This is a genomic window from Streptomyces sp. BHT-5-2 (assembly GCF_019774615.1).
Lineage (GTDB): Bacteria > Actinomycetota > Actinomycetes > Streptomycetales > Streptomycetaceae > Streptomyces.
In genome coordinates, this window is the sequence record NZ_CP081496.1 from 1 (window position 1) to 18015 (window position 18015).

Annotated in this window: 15 protein-coding genes, 3 tRNA genes and 2 pseudogenes; 14 read left to right on the plus strand and 6 right to left on the minus strand. The window is 72.3% G+C overall.

The features are described 5' to 3' along the window. From K2224_RS00005 to K2224_RS00030, 6 genes and pseudogenes are all read left to right on the plus strand, one after another. Positions 1 to 210: pseudogene (locus tag K2224_RS00005) on the plus strand (hypothetical protein); the annotation flags it as partial. A gap of 127 nt (positions 211 to 337) precedes the next feature. Next, complete coding sequence (locus K2224_RS00010) at positions 338 to 1354, plus strand: DMT family transporter (RefSeq protein ID WP_221904565.1); 1017 nt, start codon at positions 338 to 340, stop codon at positions 1352 to 1354. Positions 1355 to 1550: 196 nt separating this feature from the next. After that, positions 1551 to 1757, plus strand: a pseudogene (locus K2224_RS40130) (Trm112 family protein); the annotation flags it as partial. Between the two features lie 170 nt (positions 1758 to 1927). Continuing rightward, the gene (locus K2224_RS00020; RefSeq protein ID WP_221904567.1) at positions 1928 to 2767 is read left to right on the plus strand and encodes an FkbM family methyltransferase; all 840 of its coding nucleotides are present in this window, start codon (positions 1928 to 1930) and stop codon (positions 2765 to 2767) included. Next, on the plus strand, positions 2751 to 3359 hold the full coding sequence (locus tag K2224_RS00025; protein WP_221904568.1) for a hypothetical protein: 609 nt from the start codon (positions 2751 to 2753) through the stop codon (positions 3357 to 3359). Before K2224_RS00020 ends, K2224_RS00025 begins: the two co-directional genes overlap by 17 nt. Before the next feature lie 630 nt (positions 3360 to 3989). After that, positions 3990 to 5021, plus strand: a complete 1032-nt coding sequence (locus K2224_RS00030) for a rod shape-determining protein (protein ID WP_039636803.1) — start codon at positions 3990 to 3992, stop codon at positions 5019 to 5021. A 101-nt stretch (positions 5022 to 5122) separates the two neighbouring features. Here the strand turns inward: K2224_RS00030 and K2224_RS00035 are convergent, their stop codons facing one another. Beyond that, on the minus strand, positions 5123 to 5719 hold the full coding sequence (locus K2224_RS00035) for a histidine phosphatase family protein (protein ID WP_221904569.1): 597 nt from the start codon (positions 5717 to 5719) through the stop codon (positions 5123 to 5125). 85 nt (positions 5720 to 5804) lie between these two features. Then, positions 5805 to 6209, minus strand: coding sequence for a thioredoxin (gene trxA, locus K2224_RS00040; protein ID WP_221904570.1), 405 nt, complete (start codon positions 6207 to 6209; stop codon positions 5805 to 5807). A 534-nt stretch (positions 6210 to 6743) separates the two neighbouring features. On the opposite strand from trxA, the gene K2224_RS00045 reads away from it, so the two are divergent. The 6 genes from K2224_RS00045 to K2224_RS00070 all read left to right on the plus strand — a co-directional run bounded on the left by K2224_RS00045 (position 6744) and on the right by K2224_RS00070 (position 13821). Beyond that, positions 6744 to 7535 (plus strand): MBL fold metallo-hydrolase, encoded by a 792-nt coding sequence (locus K2224_RS00045; RefSeq protein WP_221904571.1) that lies wholly within the window; start codon positions 6744 to 6746, stop codon positions 7533 to 7535. Between the two features lie 189 nt (positions 7536 to 7724). Next, positions 7725 to 8600, plus strand: a complete 876-nt coding sequence (locus tag K2224_RS00050; protein WP_221904572.1) for a glycosyltransferase family 2 protein — start codon at positions 7725 to 7727, stop codon at positions 8598 to 8600. 163 nt (positions 8601 to 8763) lie between these two features. Further along, positions 8764 to 10467, plus strand: a complete 1704-nt coding sequence (locus K2224_RS00055; protein WP_221904573.1) for a nucleic acid/nucleotide deaminase domain-containing protein — start codon at positions 8764 to 8766, stop codon at positions 10465 to 10467. 68 nt (positions 10468 to 10535) lie between these two features. Beyond that, positions 10536 to 11165, plus strand: a complete 630-nt coding sequence (locus K2224_RS00060; protein WP_221904574.1) for an SUKH-4 family immunity protein — start codon at positions 10536 to 10538, stop codon at positions 11163 to 11165. 12 nt (positions 11166 to 11177) lie between these two features. Further along, the gene (locus K2224_RS00065; RefSeq protein ID WP_221904575.1) at positions 11178 to 12008 is read left to right on the plus strand and encodes a nucleic acid/nucleotide deaminase domain-containing protein; all 831 of its coding nucleotides are present in this window, start codon (positions 11178 to 11180) and stop codon (positions 12006 to 12008) included. A gap of 22 nt (positions 12009 to 12030) precedes the next feature. Next, entirely contained in the window at positions 12031 to 13821 is a 1791-nt protein-coding gene (locus K2224_RS00070; RefSeq protein ID WP_221904576.1) for a hypothetical protein, read from the plus strand. 391 nt (positions 13822 to 14212) lie between these two features. Here K2224_RS00070 and K2224_RS00075 read toward each other — a convergent pair. The 3 genes from K2224_RS00075 to K2224_RS00085 all read right to left on the minus strand — a co-directional run bounded on the left by K2224_RS00075 (position 14213) and on the right by K2224_RS00085 (position 14619). Continuing rightward, positions 14213 to 14289 (minus strand) — tRNA-Ile (locus tag K2224_RS00075). A 179-nt stretch (positions 14290 to 14468) separates the two neighbouring features. Further along, positions 14469 to 14541 (minus strand) — tRNA-Asn (locus tag K2224_RS00080). A 5-nt stretch (positions 14542 to 14546) separates the two neighbouring features. After that, a tRNA-Asn gene (locus tag K2224_RS00085) sits at positions 14547 to 14619 on the minus strand. 215 nt (positions 14620 to 14834) lie between these two features. Here K2224_RS00085 and K2224_RS00090 point away from each other — a divergent pair. Continuing rightward, positions 14835 to 15134: a YtxH domain-containing protein gene (locus tag K2224_RS00090; protein WP_221904577.1), complete on the plus strand. Its 300-nt coding sequence runs from the start codon at positions 14835 to 14837 to the stop codon at positions 15132 to 15134. Between the two features lie 77 nt (positions 15135 to 15211). Further along, the gene (locus K2224_RS00095; protein ID WP_221904578.1) at positions 15212 to 16663 is read left to right on the plus strand and encodes an FGGY family carbohydrate kinase; all 1452 of its coding nucleotides are present in this window, start codon (positions 15212 to 15214) and stop codon (positions 16661 to 16663) included. Positions 16664 to 16687: 24 nt separating this feature from the next. Here K2224_RS00095 and K2224_RS00100 read toward each other — a convergent pair whose 3' ends face one another. Then, positions 16688 to 17971: an RNA polymerase sigma factor gene (locus tag K2224_RS00100; protein WP_399017267.1), complete on the minus strand. Its 1284-nt coding sequence runs from the start codon at positions 17969 to 17971 to the stop codon at positions 16688 to 16690. Positions 17972 to 18015: the final 44 nt, after the last annotated feature.

The following is an 18015-nucleotide window of genomic DNA, read 5'->3' on the forward strand; positions in this document are numbered from 1 at the left end:
GTGGTCGGCCATCTGCGCCTCTACACCGCCCGCGCGCTACGCGCCTTCCTCACCGCGTCCGGCTTCGACGTCATCCGCATCACCGGCGCCCCGTACCACGACGTCCCCCGCCCCCTGCGCCCCCTGGACCGCGCCGCCTGCCACGCCCCGTCCCTGTCCTCCATCCTCATCGTGCACGCCCGCCCCCACTCCAACAACCACACTCCGTAACGGAATCGGGAACAAAACCACCCTCCGTAATTGTTGCCGAAACAGCAAGGAAAGGAGGCCCCCGCAAGGCCCACCCCGGCCCCACGACCCCCGGCCGAGAGCGACGAAAGCGAAAGGAGGCGTGCCAATGCTCTGGTGGGGCGTGGCGTCCGCACTGCTCGCCAACGTCCTGTACAGCACCGGCTTCGTCCTGGAGAAACGCGCCCTCGCCGCCCTCCCCGCCCTCAGCACCCGCCACCCCGCCCGACTCATGCGCCACCTACTGGGCAGCCCCCTGTGGCTCGGCGGCTCGCTCGCCCTGGCCGCGGGCTTCGCCGCCCAACTCGCCGTCTACCGCACACTCCCCATAGCCGCCGCCCAGGGCATCTTCATCTCGGGCCTGGTCCTGCTCCTCCTCATGTCCTCGGTGCTGCTGGGCGAGCGAACCAGCGGCCGGGAGCGGCAGAGCATCACCGCGATCCTGCTGGCGCTCGCGCTGGTCGTCGCCTCCCTCCGGCACGAGGACGCCCAAGTCATCGCCCGCACCGCGCCGCCCGCGACACTTCTCGCGCTCACAGTGCCGTCCTTGGCCGCGGGCCTGCTGCTGTACCGCTCAGCCGAGCTGCGCGCCCGGCGCCGCCATCGCCTGCCGACCGCCGGCGTCTCCTACGGGGTGGCCGTCGGACTCCTCTACGGCGTCAGCTCACTGGCCATCAAGGGCGTCTCGGGCCTGCTGGACCTCCACGACGTCCCGGCAGCCGCGGTGGCGCTGGTCCGCTCGCCCTACCCCTACCTGCTCCTCTTCACCGGGGCCGCCGGCCTGGTGCTGTCCCAGACCGCCCTTCAGCGCTGCCGGGCCTCGGTGATCGTGCCCGTCTGCACCACGGTGACCTGCGTCTTCACCGTCGCCTGCGGCACGGTCGCCTTCGGTGAACCGCTGCCCGGCGACCCGCTGCGGCTGGCCCTTCGCCTGGGCGGCACGGCCGTGGCCCTCACGGTCCTCCTGGCCCTGCCACGCCACGAGGCCCCACCCACGCCCCACCGGCCCACCCACAACGCCAGGATCACGGCCCGCAGTCCGGCGCCCCTGAAGTCGGAGCCGGAGCCGGACTCGGCACCCGTCGACCGGACGGCCAGCAACCACCCGCCCGTGCAAATTACTTGAGGCCGGATTGAGGCCGGAAACGAAGGGACTGATCAATGACGAGATCGAGGTGGGAGAAGTGGGAGAAGTGGAGGGAGGGGGATTCGAAGTTGACGTTGAGCTTGGAGTTGAGCGGGATGAAGCCGCGTATGAAGCGTGTGACGTGTGTGACCTATGTGATGCGTATGACCTATGTGACGCGTGAAAGGAGTGGGGCGTGAAGGCTGACGATGCGCTGTTGAGGATTCTCGCGTGCCCGATCGACAAGGGGCCGTTGGTTCTACTGGTGTCCGAGGGGCAGGCAGAGGAGGCGCTCTACAACCCGCGGTTGCGTCGGCGTTATCCGATCCTCGACGGGATTCCGCAGTTGCTGCCGTCGTCCGGCGAGCAGGTCTCGGAGGCCGAGCACGAGCGAGCGGTACGCGAGAGCAGGTACGCCGACGAGAGCCGGGACATCCGTGAGAGGCGGGAGGTCACGGAGGTCACGGAGGCCGCAGAGGTCAGAGAGGAAAGAGTGGCCGGGCAGGTCAGGGGGACGGTGGTGGAGGTGGAGGGGGGAGGGAGGAAACCGGTGGTGGAGCCGGGGGCGGGGTCGTGACGTTGGCGGCGCGGGTGGGGCGGTGGTTGCCGGGGCCGCTGGTGTCGGCGTTGGCGGCCGGGCTCTACCCGCGGTTCGAACCGGAGCTCGGCCGGCTGCACGACTTCTGCCCGGCGGGCGGTACGGCCGTCGACGTCGGAGGTTGGTACGGCCCGTGGACCCGGCGCCTCGCGCGGCGCGCGGACCGGGTCGTCACCATCGAGCCCGTCCCCCATCTGGCCCGACTGCTCGACTCGGTCACCCCGGCGCACGTCGACGTCGTCTCCGCCGCGGCCACCGACCACACCGGCTGCGCCACACTCTGGCTGCCCGCGGGCGGCCGCGGCGACCGCGGGATCTCCTCGCTCGTACGCCGTGATGTGCACGCCGCCACCCTGGACGTCCCCTGCCTCCCCCTGGACGCGCTGCGGCTCACCACCGTCACCCTCATCAAGATCGACGTGGACGGTGCCGAACTGCCCGTGTTACGTGGCGCGGAACGCACCATCGAGCGCGAACGCCCCGCACTCTTCGTGGAGTTGGAGACACGCATCCAGCCGCTCACGCCCGTCCTGGAGTGGACGGCCGCCCGCGGGTATCGCGGTTGGGTCCTGCCACGCACGCGCTGGCTGCCGCTGGCCGACTTCGATCTGCCCGCCCATCAGTCCCGTACCTCCTTCGTCGCCGATCAGGGCTTGCTGCGCCGCTCCCTCGCCCCGCACCGCCGTTATGTCAACTCCGTGCTCTTCCTTCCCGACGGTGTCCGCCCCGGCCCCGCACACACCCCACCGGCCGCCACCTCCGCGCGCTCCCCGGCCGCCATCAACGACCATGTCCATCATGAACCCCGCCACTGACAATCCCCCGCCCACCGGCCCCGGCACCCCCTCCGACCTGCCAGGCCCCCTCGCGTTCCAGCTCGTACTGCTGCGCCGGATGGCCGACCACGAGCCGGCTCGCGTCGAGGACCCACTCCGCCAACTACGCGTCACCCGAGCGCAGATGCGCGAGGCCAACCGCCGCTGGCAGGCCCGGATGCACAACCCCCGCGCACGCGCCGGCCTCCAGCCGTACCGCGCGCTGCTCGGTACGCCCGGGACCGTCACCACCCGCCGCATCGGCGACCTGACCTGCGAGGCACTGACCTGGCCGGTCCCGCTCTGGCCGGATCTGCGGTTCGAGGTGCTCACCGCGCCCGGTGGCGGCGTCTGGAACGCCTGGCTCGTAAGGGCCCCCGGCGCACCCGCCCCGGAACTCCGTACGACCGCCGATCTCGTCCCGTGGTCCTGCACGGTCGACGAGGTCGCCCGCGCCTTCCCACCGGCCCGCCCGATGGAGGGCAGCGCCCCCACCCGCTGGCGGCTGGCCATCACCGCCCCAGAGCCGGACGGCACCCGACAGGACGTCGTCGCGGAGTTCACCTGGGGCCTGTACCAGCGACAGGCGTAGGAAGTGAGGGAGTGGAGGGAGTGGAGGGAGCACAGAAGGTTGTGGGAGTGGGGAGAGCGGAGTGAGGGGAGCGAGGGAGCGGGGGTGACCTGTGGGAACGAAGCGCAGGCGTAGGGCCTGACGCGTCACGTGACGCAAGTGTGGGCGAGGCTGGCGGATCGATCCCCACTCACGTCTCGATCCCCACTCACGTCGTCGAATGAGGTCGCCGAAGGCCGCCCCAGCCGAAGTCGCCGAACGGCCGCCCCGGCCGAAGTCGCCGGATCACCGCCTCAGCCCGAACCGCTCATCCCGAGCAGCCCCTGCGGGGCGAGGAAGGACTGACCCACAGTCAATCACCGGCCGGCCAGTCCCTCATGGCGCCCAGTCAGCTCTCAGGCCCTCCCTTCGGCTCTCCCTTCCCCCTCTCCCGCGTCCCCTGCCCACCCCCTCACGCCACCATCCGCCACCACCCCTCCCCTCACCCCAACGGCGCCGCTCCCCCGCCCCCGTCCCCCGAGCGGACGCGCTCAGCGGGCGGGGCTCGGTGCGGGCTCGGAGGATGGCGCACGAGCGCCCACGTGCGGGTGCTCGTGTCCAGTACCGGCCCGCCGGCGATGTTCGCACCGGCCCATCGGGGAGGAATCCGCCATGACCATCAGCCTCGCCCAACTGCGCCGCTGCTCGGCCGCCGTCGACCTCGGCGCGGCCCGGACCAGGGTGTACGTCAAGAACCAGGGGCTGGTCGTCGACGAACCCACCGTCGCCGCGGTCAACACCCGCACCGGGTCGATGCTGGCCGTGGGCGCCCAGGCCGAGGTGATGGACGGCCGCACGCCGGACTACATCCGCGTGGTCCGGCCGGTCTCCAACGGGACGGTCGTGGACATCGACCTGGCCCAGCGCCTGCTGCGCCACCTGGTCGGCGACAAGTTGCGCAAGACGTGGCGGCGGCGCCCCTCGATGCGGGCCGCGGTGTGCCTCCCCTACGGGAGCGAGCCGCTGGCGCAGCGGGCCGCCGTGGAGACGCTGACCGGGCTGGGCGCCCGACGGGTCGAGCTGGTGGACACGCTGGTCGCCGCGGCCGTCGGGTGCGGGCTGCCGGTGGAGCAGCCGGAGGCGACCATGATCGTGGTGTGCGGCGCGGGCACCACGCAGGTCGCGGTGCTCTCGCTCGGCTCGATCGTGGCCGCCGAGACCGTCCCGGTGGGCGGCAACGCCATCGACCACGCGGTGATCCAGCACCTTCGGCTGCACCACGAGCTGATGCTGCCGAACCAGTCCGTCCGACCGCTGCACCTGATGCTGTCCGGGGACGGCGAGCTGACGCCGGGCTCCACGGAAGTGCACGGCCGGGATGTCGTCAGCGGGCTCGCGCGGTCGGTGCATGTGGACACCGAGCGGGTGCGGCGGGCCATCATCACCCCGCTGACGGCGATTCTCGACGGCATCAGTGCGGTGCTCCGCCGCTGCCCACCGGACCTCGTGGCCGACCTCGGCGAACGCGGCATCATGCTGGCGGGCGGCAGCGCGCTGATCCCGGGCCTGGAGCCGATGATCCACGAGGCCACGTCGATGCCGGTGCACATCGCGGACCAGCCCAGCACCTGCGCGGTGCAGGGGCTGGGCGCCATGATCGAGGGCAAGGTGCAGCCCCTGCACCTCGATCCGATGGCCCCGTGACGAACGGCCGGCAACCCCCAGGATGCCCCCGAACGAACCCGGGACGACGCCGGAACGGACCTGGGCCGGACCTGGGGCGACGCCGCGGAACGGACCCGGCCCTACAGACTCCGTGTGTTCCAGGCCACCACCGCCGGCCGTTCATGCTCCGTCCCCAGCACGCCGACGGTGCCGGTGCCGAAGGTGAACAGGCCGCCCGCGGCAGGTGGGAGGCCCAGGCGTCGGGCGGTCAGGACGCGCAGGAAGTGCGCGTGCGCCACCAGTGCCACGTCGCCCTCGTCGTCGTCCAGGTGGGGCGCGATCAGCGCGAGTACGCGGTCGGCGCGCGCCCCGACCTCCCCGGGTGACTCCCCGGGGTGGTCGGCCGGCCCCGGGGCGACACCGTCGTCGAAGAGGTACCAGTCGGGTCTGGTGCGGTGGATCTCGGCGGTGGTGATGCCCTCGTCCCCGCCGTAGTCCCATTCCCGCAGGTCATCGAGGATGTGCGGGGAGGGGAGCCCGGCGAGTTCGGCGGTGCGCAGGGCGCGCGTCATCGGGCTGGCGTAGACCCGTGCGATCTTCCGCGCCGACAGCAGCGGCCGGAGTGCGCGGGCCTGTTCCTCGCCGTTGTCCGTGAGGGGGAGGTCGGTCCAGCTGGTGTGCCGGCCGTCGCGGCTCCACTCGGTCTCGCCGTGCCGGACCAGCAGCAGCTCACTCATGCCGTGCGCTCCGGGAACCCCGGGAGCCCGCAGAACTCGCTTCGCCCGCCCGGCTCGTACCACCGGCCCGGCTCGCTCCGCTCGTTCACTCGCCCTGCGCCTGCTCTCCGCTGCCGCCCTGCGCCTGCTGGGCCTGGGCTTCGGCGACCGAGGCGCGGACCTCGTCCATGTCGAGGGCGCGGGCCTGGCCGATGACGTCCTCCAGGGCGGCCTCGGGGAGGGCGCCGGGCTGGGCGAACACCGCGATGTTCTGCCGGACGATCATCAGGGTGGGGATGGAGCTGATGTCGAAGGCCGCCGCGAGTTCGGGCTCCTTCTCGGTGTTGACCTTGGCGAACACCAGGTCGCCGTGCTTCTCGGACGACCGCTCGAAGACCGGCCCGAACTGCTTGCAGGGGCCGCACCATTCGGCCCAGAAGTCGATCAGGACGAAATCGTTGCCGGAGACGATCTCGTCGAAGTTTTCCTTGGTGAGCTCCACGGTGCTCATACGCGCTTCCCTGCTTCCGGGTCGTCGAGGCCGCGGCGCATTGACGCTGCGGCCTCCGGGGCGACTGTCGTGTGTGGTGTGTAGTTGTTGCCGCCCGACGGATTTCCGCCTGGCGGCGTCTGCTGTGCGGTGGGGTTCGGCCGGTCCCGACGTACTGCGCCCTCACAGCTCCCGTAACAGGATCAAACCGCACGCTATTCCGCAATTCCGCGGGCCGGGCCGTCGGGCTCCCCTGCCCACGCGGTGCCGTCCTAGACATGCCGTGGCGGAGATCACTCCCTCGCCCCCGAAGCCCGGTCCCGAAGATCGCCCCCGCGGCGCTCGCCCCACGAATGCACGGGAAGGTACGGGAGAGGCAGGGACGGACAGGAACGGACCGGAGAAGACGGTGATGGACAGCCACCCCGACTACCGCACCCCAACCACCCTCCCGCCCTACGATGAACAGGGGAGGACATATACGCGCAAGCGCAACAAAAGGCGAACGAGAGCGGACAACGGACCCGCCCGGAAAGCCGAAGGAGGCGTCGGCCCATGGAGACGCGCGTCGATGAGATCGCCGACGGGATCTACCGGATCTCCACCTACGTTCCCGAGGTGGCCGCACCGGCCGGCTTCACGTTCAACCAGTTCCTCATCGACGCGGAGGAGCCGCTGCTGTTCCATACGGGCATGCGGCATCTGTTCCCCGCGGTCTCGGAGGCGGTGGGCCGGGTGCTGCCGGTGGAGGAGTTGCGCTGGCTGGCGTTCGGGCATGTGGAGGCCGACGAGTGCGGGGCGATGAACGCGTTCCTGGCGGCGGCCCCGCGCGCCGAGGTGGCCCATGGGCTCCAGGGGTGCCTGGTCTCGCTCAACGATCTCGCCGACCGGCCGCCGCGCCCGTTGGCGCACGGTGAGACGCTCGACCTGGGTGGCAAGGGGCTGCTGCGGCGCCGGGTGATGCACCTCAACACCCCGCATGTGCCGCACAATTGGGAGGCGCGGGTGCTGTTCGAGGAGACGACCGGCACGCTGCTGTGCGGGGATCTGTTCACCCACCTGGGCAACGGGCCGCCGGTGACCGACCGGGATCTGGTCGGCCCGGCGCTGGAGGCGGAGGAGATGTTCCGCCAGACGTCGTGCCTGACGGCGGCGGTGGGGACGATGCGGTCGCTGGCCCGGCTCGCGCCCAGGACGCTGGCGGTGATGCACGGGTCGTCGTTCCACGGGGACGGTGCGGCGGCGCTGCGTGCGCTGGCCGACGGCTATCAGGAGCGGTTCGGTCCGGAGCGGGTGTTCGCCGCCCGGCCGAGCGTCCTGGCCGGCGCCGACGCCCCGCGGGGTTGACGGCGGTGGCCCGGCGGCCGGGGTGCCGGCGGCCCCGCCGGAGTGCCCCGGGGCCGGGGGCCAAGTCCCGTTCGCCGGGGCCCTGATCGGGTCCCGGCGGGATGTCGCGGCGCCTGCGTCGTGGCGCACGGCGGTCCGTGGCGGCGGCTAGCATCGCTGAAGAGACCGCCAAGAACGGAGTGTTCATCTGTGCGTCAGCTGCGCGTAGGCGTCGCCATCTTGACCATGGGAAACCGCCCCGCCGAGCTCCAGGAGCTGCTGGATTCGGTGGCGAAGCAGGATCTCCCCGCGACGCACATCGTGGTCGTCGGCAACGGCTCGCCGCTGCCCCCGCTGCCCGACGGCGTCACCGGTGTGTCGCTGAGCGAGAACCTGGGGGTCTCCGGTGGCCGGAACGTCGCCCTGGACGAGCTGCGCAAGCTCGGTGATCTGGACGTGGTGGTCGACCTGGACGACGACGGGCTGCTGATCAGCACGGACGTCTTCAGCCGGCTCGCGGAGCTGTACGCCGGCGACCCGAAGCTGGGCATCGTCAGCTTCCGCATCGCCGACGAGCAAGGCCGTACCCAGCGCCGCCACGTCCCGCGGCTGCGGGTCGGCGATCCGCAGCGGGGTGGGCTGGTCACCACGTTCCTGGGGGGCGGGCACGCGCTGTCGGTGCCGATGCTGGACCGGATCGGCGGCTGGCCGGACGAGTTCTTCTACGCCCATGAGGAGACCGATCTGGCGTGGCGGGCGCTGGACGACGGCTGGCGCATCCGTTACGCGCCGGAGGTCGTGCTACAGCACCCGTACACCTCGCCGACCCGGCACGCGGTCTACCACCGGATGGTCGCCCGGAATCGCGTCTGGCTGGCCAAGCGTCATCTGCCGGCGGTGCTGGTGCCGGTCTATCTGGGTGTGTGGGCGGCGCTGACGGCGGTCCGCAGCCGCTCGGCGGCGGGCATGCGGGCCTGGGCGGCGGGTTTCGCGGAGGGGGTGCGGACGCCCTGCGGGCGGCGTCGGCCGATGCGCTGGAGCACGGTGTGGCGGATGACACGGCTGGGGCGCCCGCCGGTCATCTAGGCCCCTTCACCGCCACCGCGGAAGCGGAATGATCTCCGCCACCTTTGCCACTCCCTTTGAGGAACCGTCAACTATCTGGGAACGTCTCCCCATACGAATTTTACGAACTGGTGGGGAACTGCTCGATCCGGCGAGTGGGGACGGCAGTTAGGGGCGTGTTCGCGTGGGCGTGGTACTTCCCGGTTGGGCCGACGAGATACTCGACATCATCGGCGTTTCGTGGCCGAATGTGGACGAAGACGACTACCGCGCGATGGCGGACTCGTTAAGAGAATTCGCGGACGATATCGAGCACGGGGCGAACCAGGCGCACCAGGTGATCGAGAGCCTGGCGGGCACGGCGGGGGGTTCGCTGGGGGTGGCGGCCCTCAACGCCCACTGGGGCAAGATCAACGGCAAGCATCTGAAGGGGCTCGCGGAGTGCGGGCGGCTGGCGGGGACCGCCATGGACGCAGTCGCGGGCCTCGTCGAGGGCGCCAAGATCGCCGCCATCGCGCAACTCGCCATCCTGGCCGCGGAGGTGATCGCGGCGCAGGCGGCGGCGCCGTTCACGTTCGGCTTGTCGGAAGTGGGGGCGCTGGCGGGTACGCAGGCGACCCGGCTCGCGGTGAAGAAGATCATCAAGGAGGTCTGCGAGCAGGTCGTCGAGCAGGTCGTCAGCATGGCGCTCTCCCCGATCGAGGAGGCGCTCGGGGCGATGGTCGGCGACCTGGTGGTCCAGGTGGGGGCCAACGCCCTCGGGGTGCAGAAGGGCATCGACGTCGGCCACGCGGCCCAGGCCGGCAAGGAGGCGGGCAAGTCCGCGGCCGGTTCGATGCAGTTGCTCAGCGCCGGCGGGGAAGGCGGGAGCGGTGGGGGCGGTGGCGGTGGTGGCGGTGGTGGTGGCGGCAGCTTCACCTTCGATCCGGACGCCCACGACAGTGTGGTCACCGGCCTGCAGAGCGCCGGCGGCACCTTCCGCAGCGGAGCCGGCGGCAAGCTCGGGCGGGCCAGGAGCCATCACGGCCGGACCCGCGGCAAGGACGCCATCGCCAACGCCGCCGCCCCGATGATCGACAAGACGCTGGAGGGGCTGGAGAACGGCGTCAAGCGGACCGCCGACCATCTCGACGACAAGATGGTCAACGGCGTCAAGAAGATGAAGCTGAACCACCGTGAGAACGACGACGGTATCGCGGCCGACCTCAAGAACATCGGCAAGAATTCACACGGCAATGCGCCGATGTACAACGTCAGCGACAAGGGGAAGGTCACCCGGCTCACCACCGAAGGCCACAAGGACCTCACTCCCGAGGACCGGAAGCGGCTCACGCCGATCGGGCTTCTGAGCGACGACCACGTCCCGCGGCGGGAGGCCGGTAAGTATCCGCTGCCACCGGCGGACGAGCGCAAGCGGAAACCTTCCCAGCAGGTGGCGTTCGGCAGTACGGACCTGTCGCAGGCCACCGAGTTGGCGCGGCACGCCAACACCGGTGCGGGCAGCAAACCGGGCGATTACGGTCGGACCAGCAAGGGGAAATTCTCCAGCCGGAACTACGCCGCGGCCCGCTATGGCGAACGCGGCGCCGACGACGAATTCATACTCGTCGGACGCAGTAAATGGCCGGGAATGCACTCCGAACGCCAGGTCGGCATCCCGTTCCTGGACTCCGGGAAATCGAAGGGTATGTCGGAGCTCTACACCGAGCGGGAGCCCTGCACCACCGGGCCCGGCACCAGAGACTGCAGCGCCTGGATGTCGCACCATCTCCCGGACGACGTCAAGGTTTCGCACACCGTCGAGTACGGCGACACCGCGGAGTCCAAGAAGAAGGGCAACGACGAAATGGAGAAGTATCTCCACGGCATTAACCGGCGCAAGAAGTAGCGATTGACTCCGAGAAGTCGCCTCCGATAAGATCACCGGATTCCCGCACCTTACCGACAGGACAGAACATGCCCCAGCTCACCGACCGATCGATGATGGAGTCGGTATTCCCTCCGGAAAAGCTGATCACGCTGGAGGAAGAGAAGCTGCCGGCGGAAATCGATGCGACGACGCGCGCACTGCTGACCGCCACGGGCCTGCCGGACGACCGGAGTTCCTTTTTCGTGCTCGACGGCGGCCTCTTCGCCGGGGAAACCCCCGACCGATTCCGCCGGTGCGCACAACTCAGCCATTTCTCCGAGTACCACGACATGCCGGAGGGCTGGGCACAGTGGCTGGTGCTGGGCGAGATCCACTACGACGTGGTGGTGCTGGACCCGGTCTCCGGTGCCGTCCACGCCCTGCCGGACGGGGAGTTCACGTCCCGCCCGCTGAATCGCAGCCTGGACTCCTTCCTCTATTTCCTCTACCTCCTCGAACTCGAACGCCCCGGCTACGACGCCACGGTGTCGGAGGACCTCCCCGACCCCGAGGCGCTGGCGGAGTCCCTCCGGGAGCGCATGCGGAACGCCGATCCGCTGCCGTTCGAAGGAGTGGAGCCCGTGTGGTCGGAGGAGGCCGACTGGGAGGCCGAGGACGCCGCGCCCGTTCCGACGTGGGACGGTGTCCTCTCAGACGTGTACGAGACGGTGGGTTAGGCGGAGTCGTCCATGACAGTGCCCGAGGGTGAACTGCGGAAGTTCGAACCGGAGGCGGCCGGCGATCCGTTCGCGGTCCCCGAGAGCGTCCGCCGGCTGATGCAGGTCGCCGTCCCCTGGACGGTCGGCCCCTATTTCTCCACCTCCCCCGACGACCCCGTCGTGCTGGACGCCTACGCGGAGTCCGTCGGGCGGGCGGTGGCCCGCGAGGAGCAGCGGCAGTGGGCGCGCCTGGGCCACGACGGCGGCTGCGAGCTCTGCGTCGCCCCCGGGGGCGAGGTGCGGGCGGTGCTGCTGGGCTACCAGGAGCCGCCCAGGTTCGTAAACTCCTCGCCCGAGCAGTTCGCCGGGTCCCTGCGTGAACTGGACCGGGCGCTGCGCGTCGTCCTCGGCACCGACCGGCCGGAGACCGCCGCGGAGGCGTTCGCCGCGGCGGAGCGGAAGCTGCGCGCCATGGACCCGGCGGCCTTCGCCGAACGGGAGAACTGGTGGCCGCTGGTCCTCGACGACATCCGGGACACCGCGGGCACGGAGTGGTACGCGGCCTTCGAGTACGTCGGCGACGACGGCGAGAAGCAGGTGGTGACCCGCGCCGGCGGCATCGCCCTGCACCCCGAGGAGAGCCTGTGGTCCGCGCTGCGCGGCGCGGGCGTCGAGCCGTCCCAGGTGACGCGGATCCACACGGAGCTGGAGGCGTGCTTCCTGCCCGGCCACTACTGCTCGCTGTGGCTGGCCGGGATGTTCCCGGATGCCGAGCTCACCCACAACTTCCCCTACGGCGAGACCGCCGAGTCCCGGGCAGAGGGGATCCGCCTCCTTCGCGAGGCGGCCGCCCAGCAGTGACAGCGGCAGGGGAGAACCGCCGATGACGACCACCGCACACCCCGAGCCGGCGCCCGAGACGGCGGCCTGGCCGGCGCTGGACGACCGCCACGCGGCGGCCGGGCGGGCCCTGCTCGACTGGGCCGCCGCGGCCGACGGCGAGCAGCCGCGGCTCTGCCTGGTCCGCGGCGGCCGGGCCGGCGGCAAGAGCCATCTGCTCGCCTGGTTCCTCGCCGGGGCGGGCAGCGACCAGCGGACCGTCGTCCACGCCACGGTCCCCGCCGCCGGGCTCATCACCGACTCCGTCGCCTGGGAGCTGAGCCGCCAGCTCGGCTACGGCCCGCTGCCCCCGCACCGGCTCCTGGACCGTGTCGCCGCCGACGCCCGGCCGCTGCTGCTCCTCGTGCCCGACCTGCACCTCGCCGGGCGCGGACCGGCCGGCCACGCCCCGGCGGACCCCGGCACGATCGTCGACGAGCTCCTCCTGCCGCTCCTCGGGCTCCCCCATGTGCGCGTCGTCGCCGAGACCGGCACCACCGCCCTCCTCGACGACGCGGACCCCCACGTCATCGACCTCGGCGAGGCCCCCTGGCCCGACGCCGCACCCCCGCCCGCCGCGTCCGGGGAGGCACCGGAAGCGGACGCCGCGGCCCTGTTCGCCGCCGTCCCGCGCACCGAGGACGGCAGGGCGCGGTGGGACGAGGCGCCGCCGGCCGCCCGCGAGCACGTCCTCGACGCCACCCTCGGCACCGCGGACGGCGGCATCGCGGCCGGCTCCCTGCTCGCCGACCCCGGCTTCCTCCTCTACGGCCCCGCCACGGCCATCACCGCGGCGCTGCACGATCCGGCCACCGTCGCGCCTCCGGGCCTGCGCGCCATCTGGGACCGCGCCGCACCCCACCTGTCCGGTGCCGCGGACGACGACCTCGGCCGCGCCGCCGTCCTGCACGCCGCCGCCCTGGCCACCAGCCCCACCCTCACCGAATACCTGCGGCCGCTGGCCGAGCGGCACGTGTGGACCGCGGCCTGGGCGCGCCACGACGTCCCGGCGGCCGCCCACTGCCGCCTCCCGGGGCAGGACGACACCCTGCTCGTCGCGGACGCCCTGGGCCGGCTGCACCGCCACGACGCGGGCACCGGCGAACGCACCGGTGTGGTGCCGACCCCCGCGGGGCTCCGCCCCTTCGGCCTCGCCGCCGCCGACCCGGAGGCGGTCCTGCTGTTCGACGGCAGCGGGCCGCTCTTCCCCCTCACCCCCGACGAGGAAGGCCCGGCCGGCGCCGTACTGGGGCACATCGCCGCCCACCACGGTGGCGCGGCGCTCGGCTCGGCGCCCTCCCGTCCCACCGCGCTCGGCGCCGACGGCCAGTCGACGACGGCCGTCGTCGGCGATGCCGGCGGAGCCGTCCACGTGTGGTCCCTGGCCTCCTACCAGCCCCTGCCACGCTCCCACCGCCTGCACAGCGCCCCCGTCACCGCCGTCACCTGCCTGCGGCTGCCCGACGACGACCTCACCCTCGTCTTCAGTGCCGCCCTGGACGGCTCGATCCGCCTGTGGGAGACCTCCGGGGAGCCGATGGCGGGCCCCGTGGAGCAGCGCCCGGCCCTCGTCACCGCCCTCGCCGCCGCCGACACCCCCGCCGGCCCGCTCCTGGCCGCCGCCTGGAACGACTGCGAGCTGCACCTCTGGCACGTCACCAGCGGAACCGTCCGCACCCTGCCACTGCTGTACCGCTGCAACGCCCTGACGCTCTCCCCCACCGGCCGCCTGACCCTCAGCGGCCCCGACGGCCTGCACACCCTGCAACTCGCCCTCGACCGCCTCTGGAACTGATCGCCCCGCCCCGATGGCCGTCCCGGGACGGCCATCGGCCCGCCCCTGCGCCCCCGTTCTCGCGCAGCAGGCCGACGAGCCGCGCAACTCCGGGCCCCCTGCGACCAGTTCCGGCACCGGTGCCGGCAACCCCTCGTGGGACGACACCACGAACGCCGCCCACGGGCCCGTCACCGGCCCCCGCGTCGCCGCGCACGCTCTCCGACCGCACCGTGGCCCCGTCCCCCTGTGCGGCCCCTGTGCGTCCCCCATGTGGCCCCGCCCGGCCTTCTTCCGGCCCGGTCCGGCCCCGGGGCCTTTTCGGGGCCGAAACGACGAGGGCCGCCACCCGGAGGTGGCGGCCCTGCTGCCGTGTTTTGGCTGGTCAGATCGTTTGTGCCCTGACCTGCCGTGGTGGGGCGGGTGGGACTCGAACCCACGGCCGACGGATTATGAGTCCGCTGCTCTAACCGGCTGAGCTACCGCCCCTCACGGCGCGTCGCGCACATTTGTGCGCGCCGTCTGCCGCAGCATAGCCGCTCATACGATCTGCTGCCCGTGCGGGCTGCCGTCGGGCGACCTTGCACGCCCAAGAGGACTTCGATCACCGGGGATTCGGTTCCCGGACACAAGAAAAAGGACCCCTTCCGGGGTCCTCGTTCCTTCTGCTCCCCCGACTGGACTCGAACCAGTAACCCTCCGGTTAACAGCCGAATGCTCTGCCAATTGAGCTACAGGGGATTGAGCTCCCCCGACTGGACTCGAACCAGTAACCTGCCGGTTAACAGCCGGCTGCTCTGCCAATTGAGCTACAGGGGATTGCTCTGCTTGCCTCGAATGCATCGCTGTCCGGGGCTCCGGACGGCGTGCGCTCGCTGCGACACATACATTAGCGCAAGCAGGGGGGTGCTCCGCCAATCGGTATCCCGGGAGGCCACCGCGGGTGGCCCCGGTGCCGGTGGGCAGGTGCCCGGCCCGGCGTCCGGTGCCGGCCGGCAGTGGACGGGATCGAGCGGCAAGGGAAAGGTGGAGCGATGCGCTACCGGCTCACGTTCGTCGCGGGACTGGCGGTGGGATACGTGCTCGGCAGCCGGGCCGGGCGGGAGCGGTACGAGCAGCTCCGCAAGGGCGCACAGCGGATCGCGCAGAACCCGGCGGTCCGCAACACCGCGGAGTCGGCCGCGCTGGGCGGGCGGCAGGCCGCGTCGAAGGCGTTCGCGGTGATGTCGGACAAGGTCGGGGACCGGCTGCCGGGTCCGGTGGCGGAGCGGGTGCGGTCGCTGCGGGAGCAGCGCGTGGCCGACGAGGACGACTGGGGCACCAGCAACACCTGAGGCGGGACCCGGGTCCGGCCGCGGTGGGCAAACCCTGACTCTTTCCTCATGGGTCCCATGGGGCATCATCTGGGGCCATGGGGATAGTCGCCGGGTTGGACAGTTCGTCCGAGAGCACACGGATCGTGGTCTGCGATGCGGACACGGGTGCCGTCATCAGGCAGGGGTACGCGCCGCACCCCGTCGAGAAGGGGCCCGAGGTCGATCCGCAGGCGTGGTTGATGTCACTCGGCGAGGCCGCGGGCAACGGGCTGCTGGAGGGCGTCCAGGCCATCGGTGTCGCGGCGCAGCAGCACGGGCTGGTGGCGCTGGACGCCGAGGGGAGTCCGGTGCGGCCGGCGCTGGTCGGCAACGACAAGCGGGCGCAGAGCGCGGCGGCGGACCTGGTGGACGCGCTGGGCGGGCGGGCGGCCTGGGCGCAGGCGGTCGGGTCGGTGCCGCAGGCGCAGCACGCGGTGACCAAGCTGCGGTGGCTGGCGCGTACGGAGCCGGCGAACGCGGCCCGGATCGCGGAGGTGATGACGCCGCACGACTGGCTGGCCTGGCAGCTGCTGGGCCGGCCGGCGCGGCGGACCACGGACCGGGGCGGGGCGTCGGCGACCGGCTACTGGTCGACCGCGACCGGCGCGTACCGGCCGGATCTGGTGGAGCTGGCGCTGGGGCACCAGGTGCGGCTGCCGGAGGTGCTGGGCCCGGCGGGGACGGCGGGTTTCACGCCGGAGGGGCTGCTGATCTCGGCGGGGACGGGCGAGACGATGGCCGCCGCCTTCGGGCTGGGGGTCGGGGTGGGCGACGCGGTGGTGTCGCTGGGTGCCTCGGGGTCGGTGTTCGCCATCCACGACGAGGCGCCGGCGGATCCGACGGGGACGATCACGGCGTTCGCGGACGCGACCGGGCGGCATCTGCCGGTGGTGCACACCACCAACGCGGTGCGGGTGCTGCGCGGTACGGCGGAGATGCTGGGGACGGATCTGGCGGGGCTGTCCGAGCTGGCGCTGGGCTCGTCGCCGGGCGCGTACGGGATGGTGCTGCTGCCGTATCTGGAGGGCGAGCGGACGCCTCATCTGCCGCACACCGCGGGCTCGTTGCACGGGATGCGGCGGGAGAGCATGAAGCCGGAGCATCTGGCGCGGGCGGCCGTGGAGGGCATGCTGTGCGGGCTCGCGGACGCGCTGGATGTGCTGCGCGGGCGCGGGGTGGCGGTGCACCGGGTGTTCCTGCTGGGTGCGGCGGCGGAGCTGGGCGCGGTGCAGGCGGCCGCGCCGGGGCTGTTCGGGGCGCAGGTCGTGGTGCCGCAGCCGGCCGAGTACGCGGCGTTGGGCGCGGCCCGGCAGGCGGCATGGGCGTGGCAGGTGGCGCACGCCGGCAGCGAGGGCGGTGCGGGGTATCCGGAGCCGCCGCGGTGGCCGGCTGCGGCGAGCCAGGTCTTCGAGCCGGGCGACGAGCTGCCGGTGTGGCGGGCGGTGCGGCAGCAGTTCACGGCGGTGCGGGACGAGGCCCATCCGGGGGCGTTCCAGCGGGAGGGGTGAGCGGCGGGCGGCGCCGCCCGCGGGTCAGTCGAGGTAGCCGCGGAGCTGGTCGGCGAAGGCGTGGTCGCGGAGTTTGCCGAGGGTCTTGGACTCGATCTGGCGGATGCGTTCGCGGGTGACGCCGAAGATCCGGCCGATCTCCTCCAGGGTGCGGGGGCGGCCGTCGGCGAGGCCGTAGCGGAGCTGGACGACCTTGCGTTCGCGTTCGCCGAGGGTGGAGAGGACCGCGTCGAGGTGCTCGCGGAGCAGCAGGAACGCGGCGGACTCGACGGGTGAGGCGGCGTCGCCGTCCTCGATGAGGTCGCCGAGGGCCACGTCGTCCTCCTCGCCCACGGGGGCGTGCAGGGAGACGGGTTCCTGGGCCAGGCGCAGGACCTCGGTGACGCGTTCGGGGGCGAGGCCGAGCTGGCCGGCGACGTCCTCGGGGGTGGGTTCGTGGCCGCGTTCCTGGAGCATCCGGCGCTGGACGCGGACGACGCGGTTGATGAGTTCGACGACGTGGACGGGGACACGGATGGTGCGGGCCTGGTCGGCGAGGGCGCGGGACATGGCCTGGCGGATCCACCAGGTCGCGTAGGTGGAGAACTTGTAGCCGCGGGCGTAGTCGAACTTCTCGACGGCGCGGATCAGGCCGAGGTTGCCCTCCTGGACGAGGTCGAGCATGGTCAGGCCGCGGCCGACGTAGCGCTTGGCGACGGAGACGACCAGGCGGAGGTTGGACTCGATCAGGCGGCGCTTGGCGATCCGACCCAGGACGACCAACGTGTCGAGGTCGTGGGCGAGTTGGGAGTCGAGGTCGGGGGTGCGGGTGAGTTTCTCCTCGGCGAACAGGCCGGCCTCGACGCGGCGGGCCAGGTCGACCTCCTCGGCTGCGGTGAGCAGCGGTATCCGGCCGATCTCGCGGAGGTACTGGCGGAAGAGGTCGGAGGAGGGGCCGCCGGCGTCGGCCCGGGGTGCGGGGTCGGCGGGCTCGGGGGTGTCCACGCCGCCCGTGGGGTCCGGGGCGTCCGCGCTTTGCGGGACGTCGGCTTTGTCCGGGTGCTCGGGCGGGTCCGGGGGCTCCGGGTGTTCCGCGGCGAGGAGTTCGGCGGCGGGGGGCTCGGCCTGCTGCGGGACCGTGACCGGTACGGCCGGCAGGCCGGTATCGGGCGGGGCGGCCGGTGTGCCGCCGGGGGGTGCGGCGGGGAGGGTCCGGGTCTGCACGGGGGCGACCTCCAGGTGATCGCGGCTGGGCGGCACGAGGACCGGGGCGGCGGCGGACGGGCCGCCGGGCCGCCCCACGGCACGAGCGGCTGCGCGGGGGCTCACGTCCCGTACGGCGGCGCGCAGGGGCGGATGTGCCGCGCTCCGGG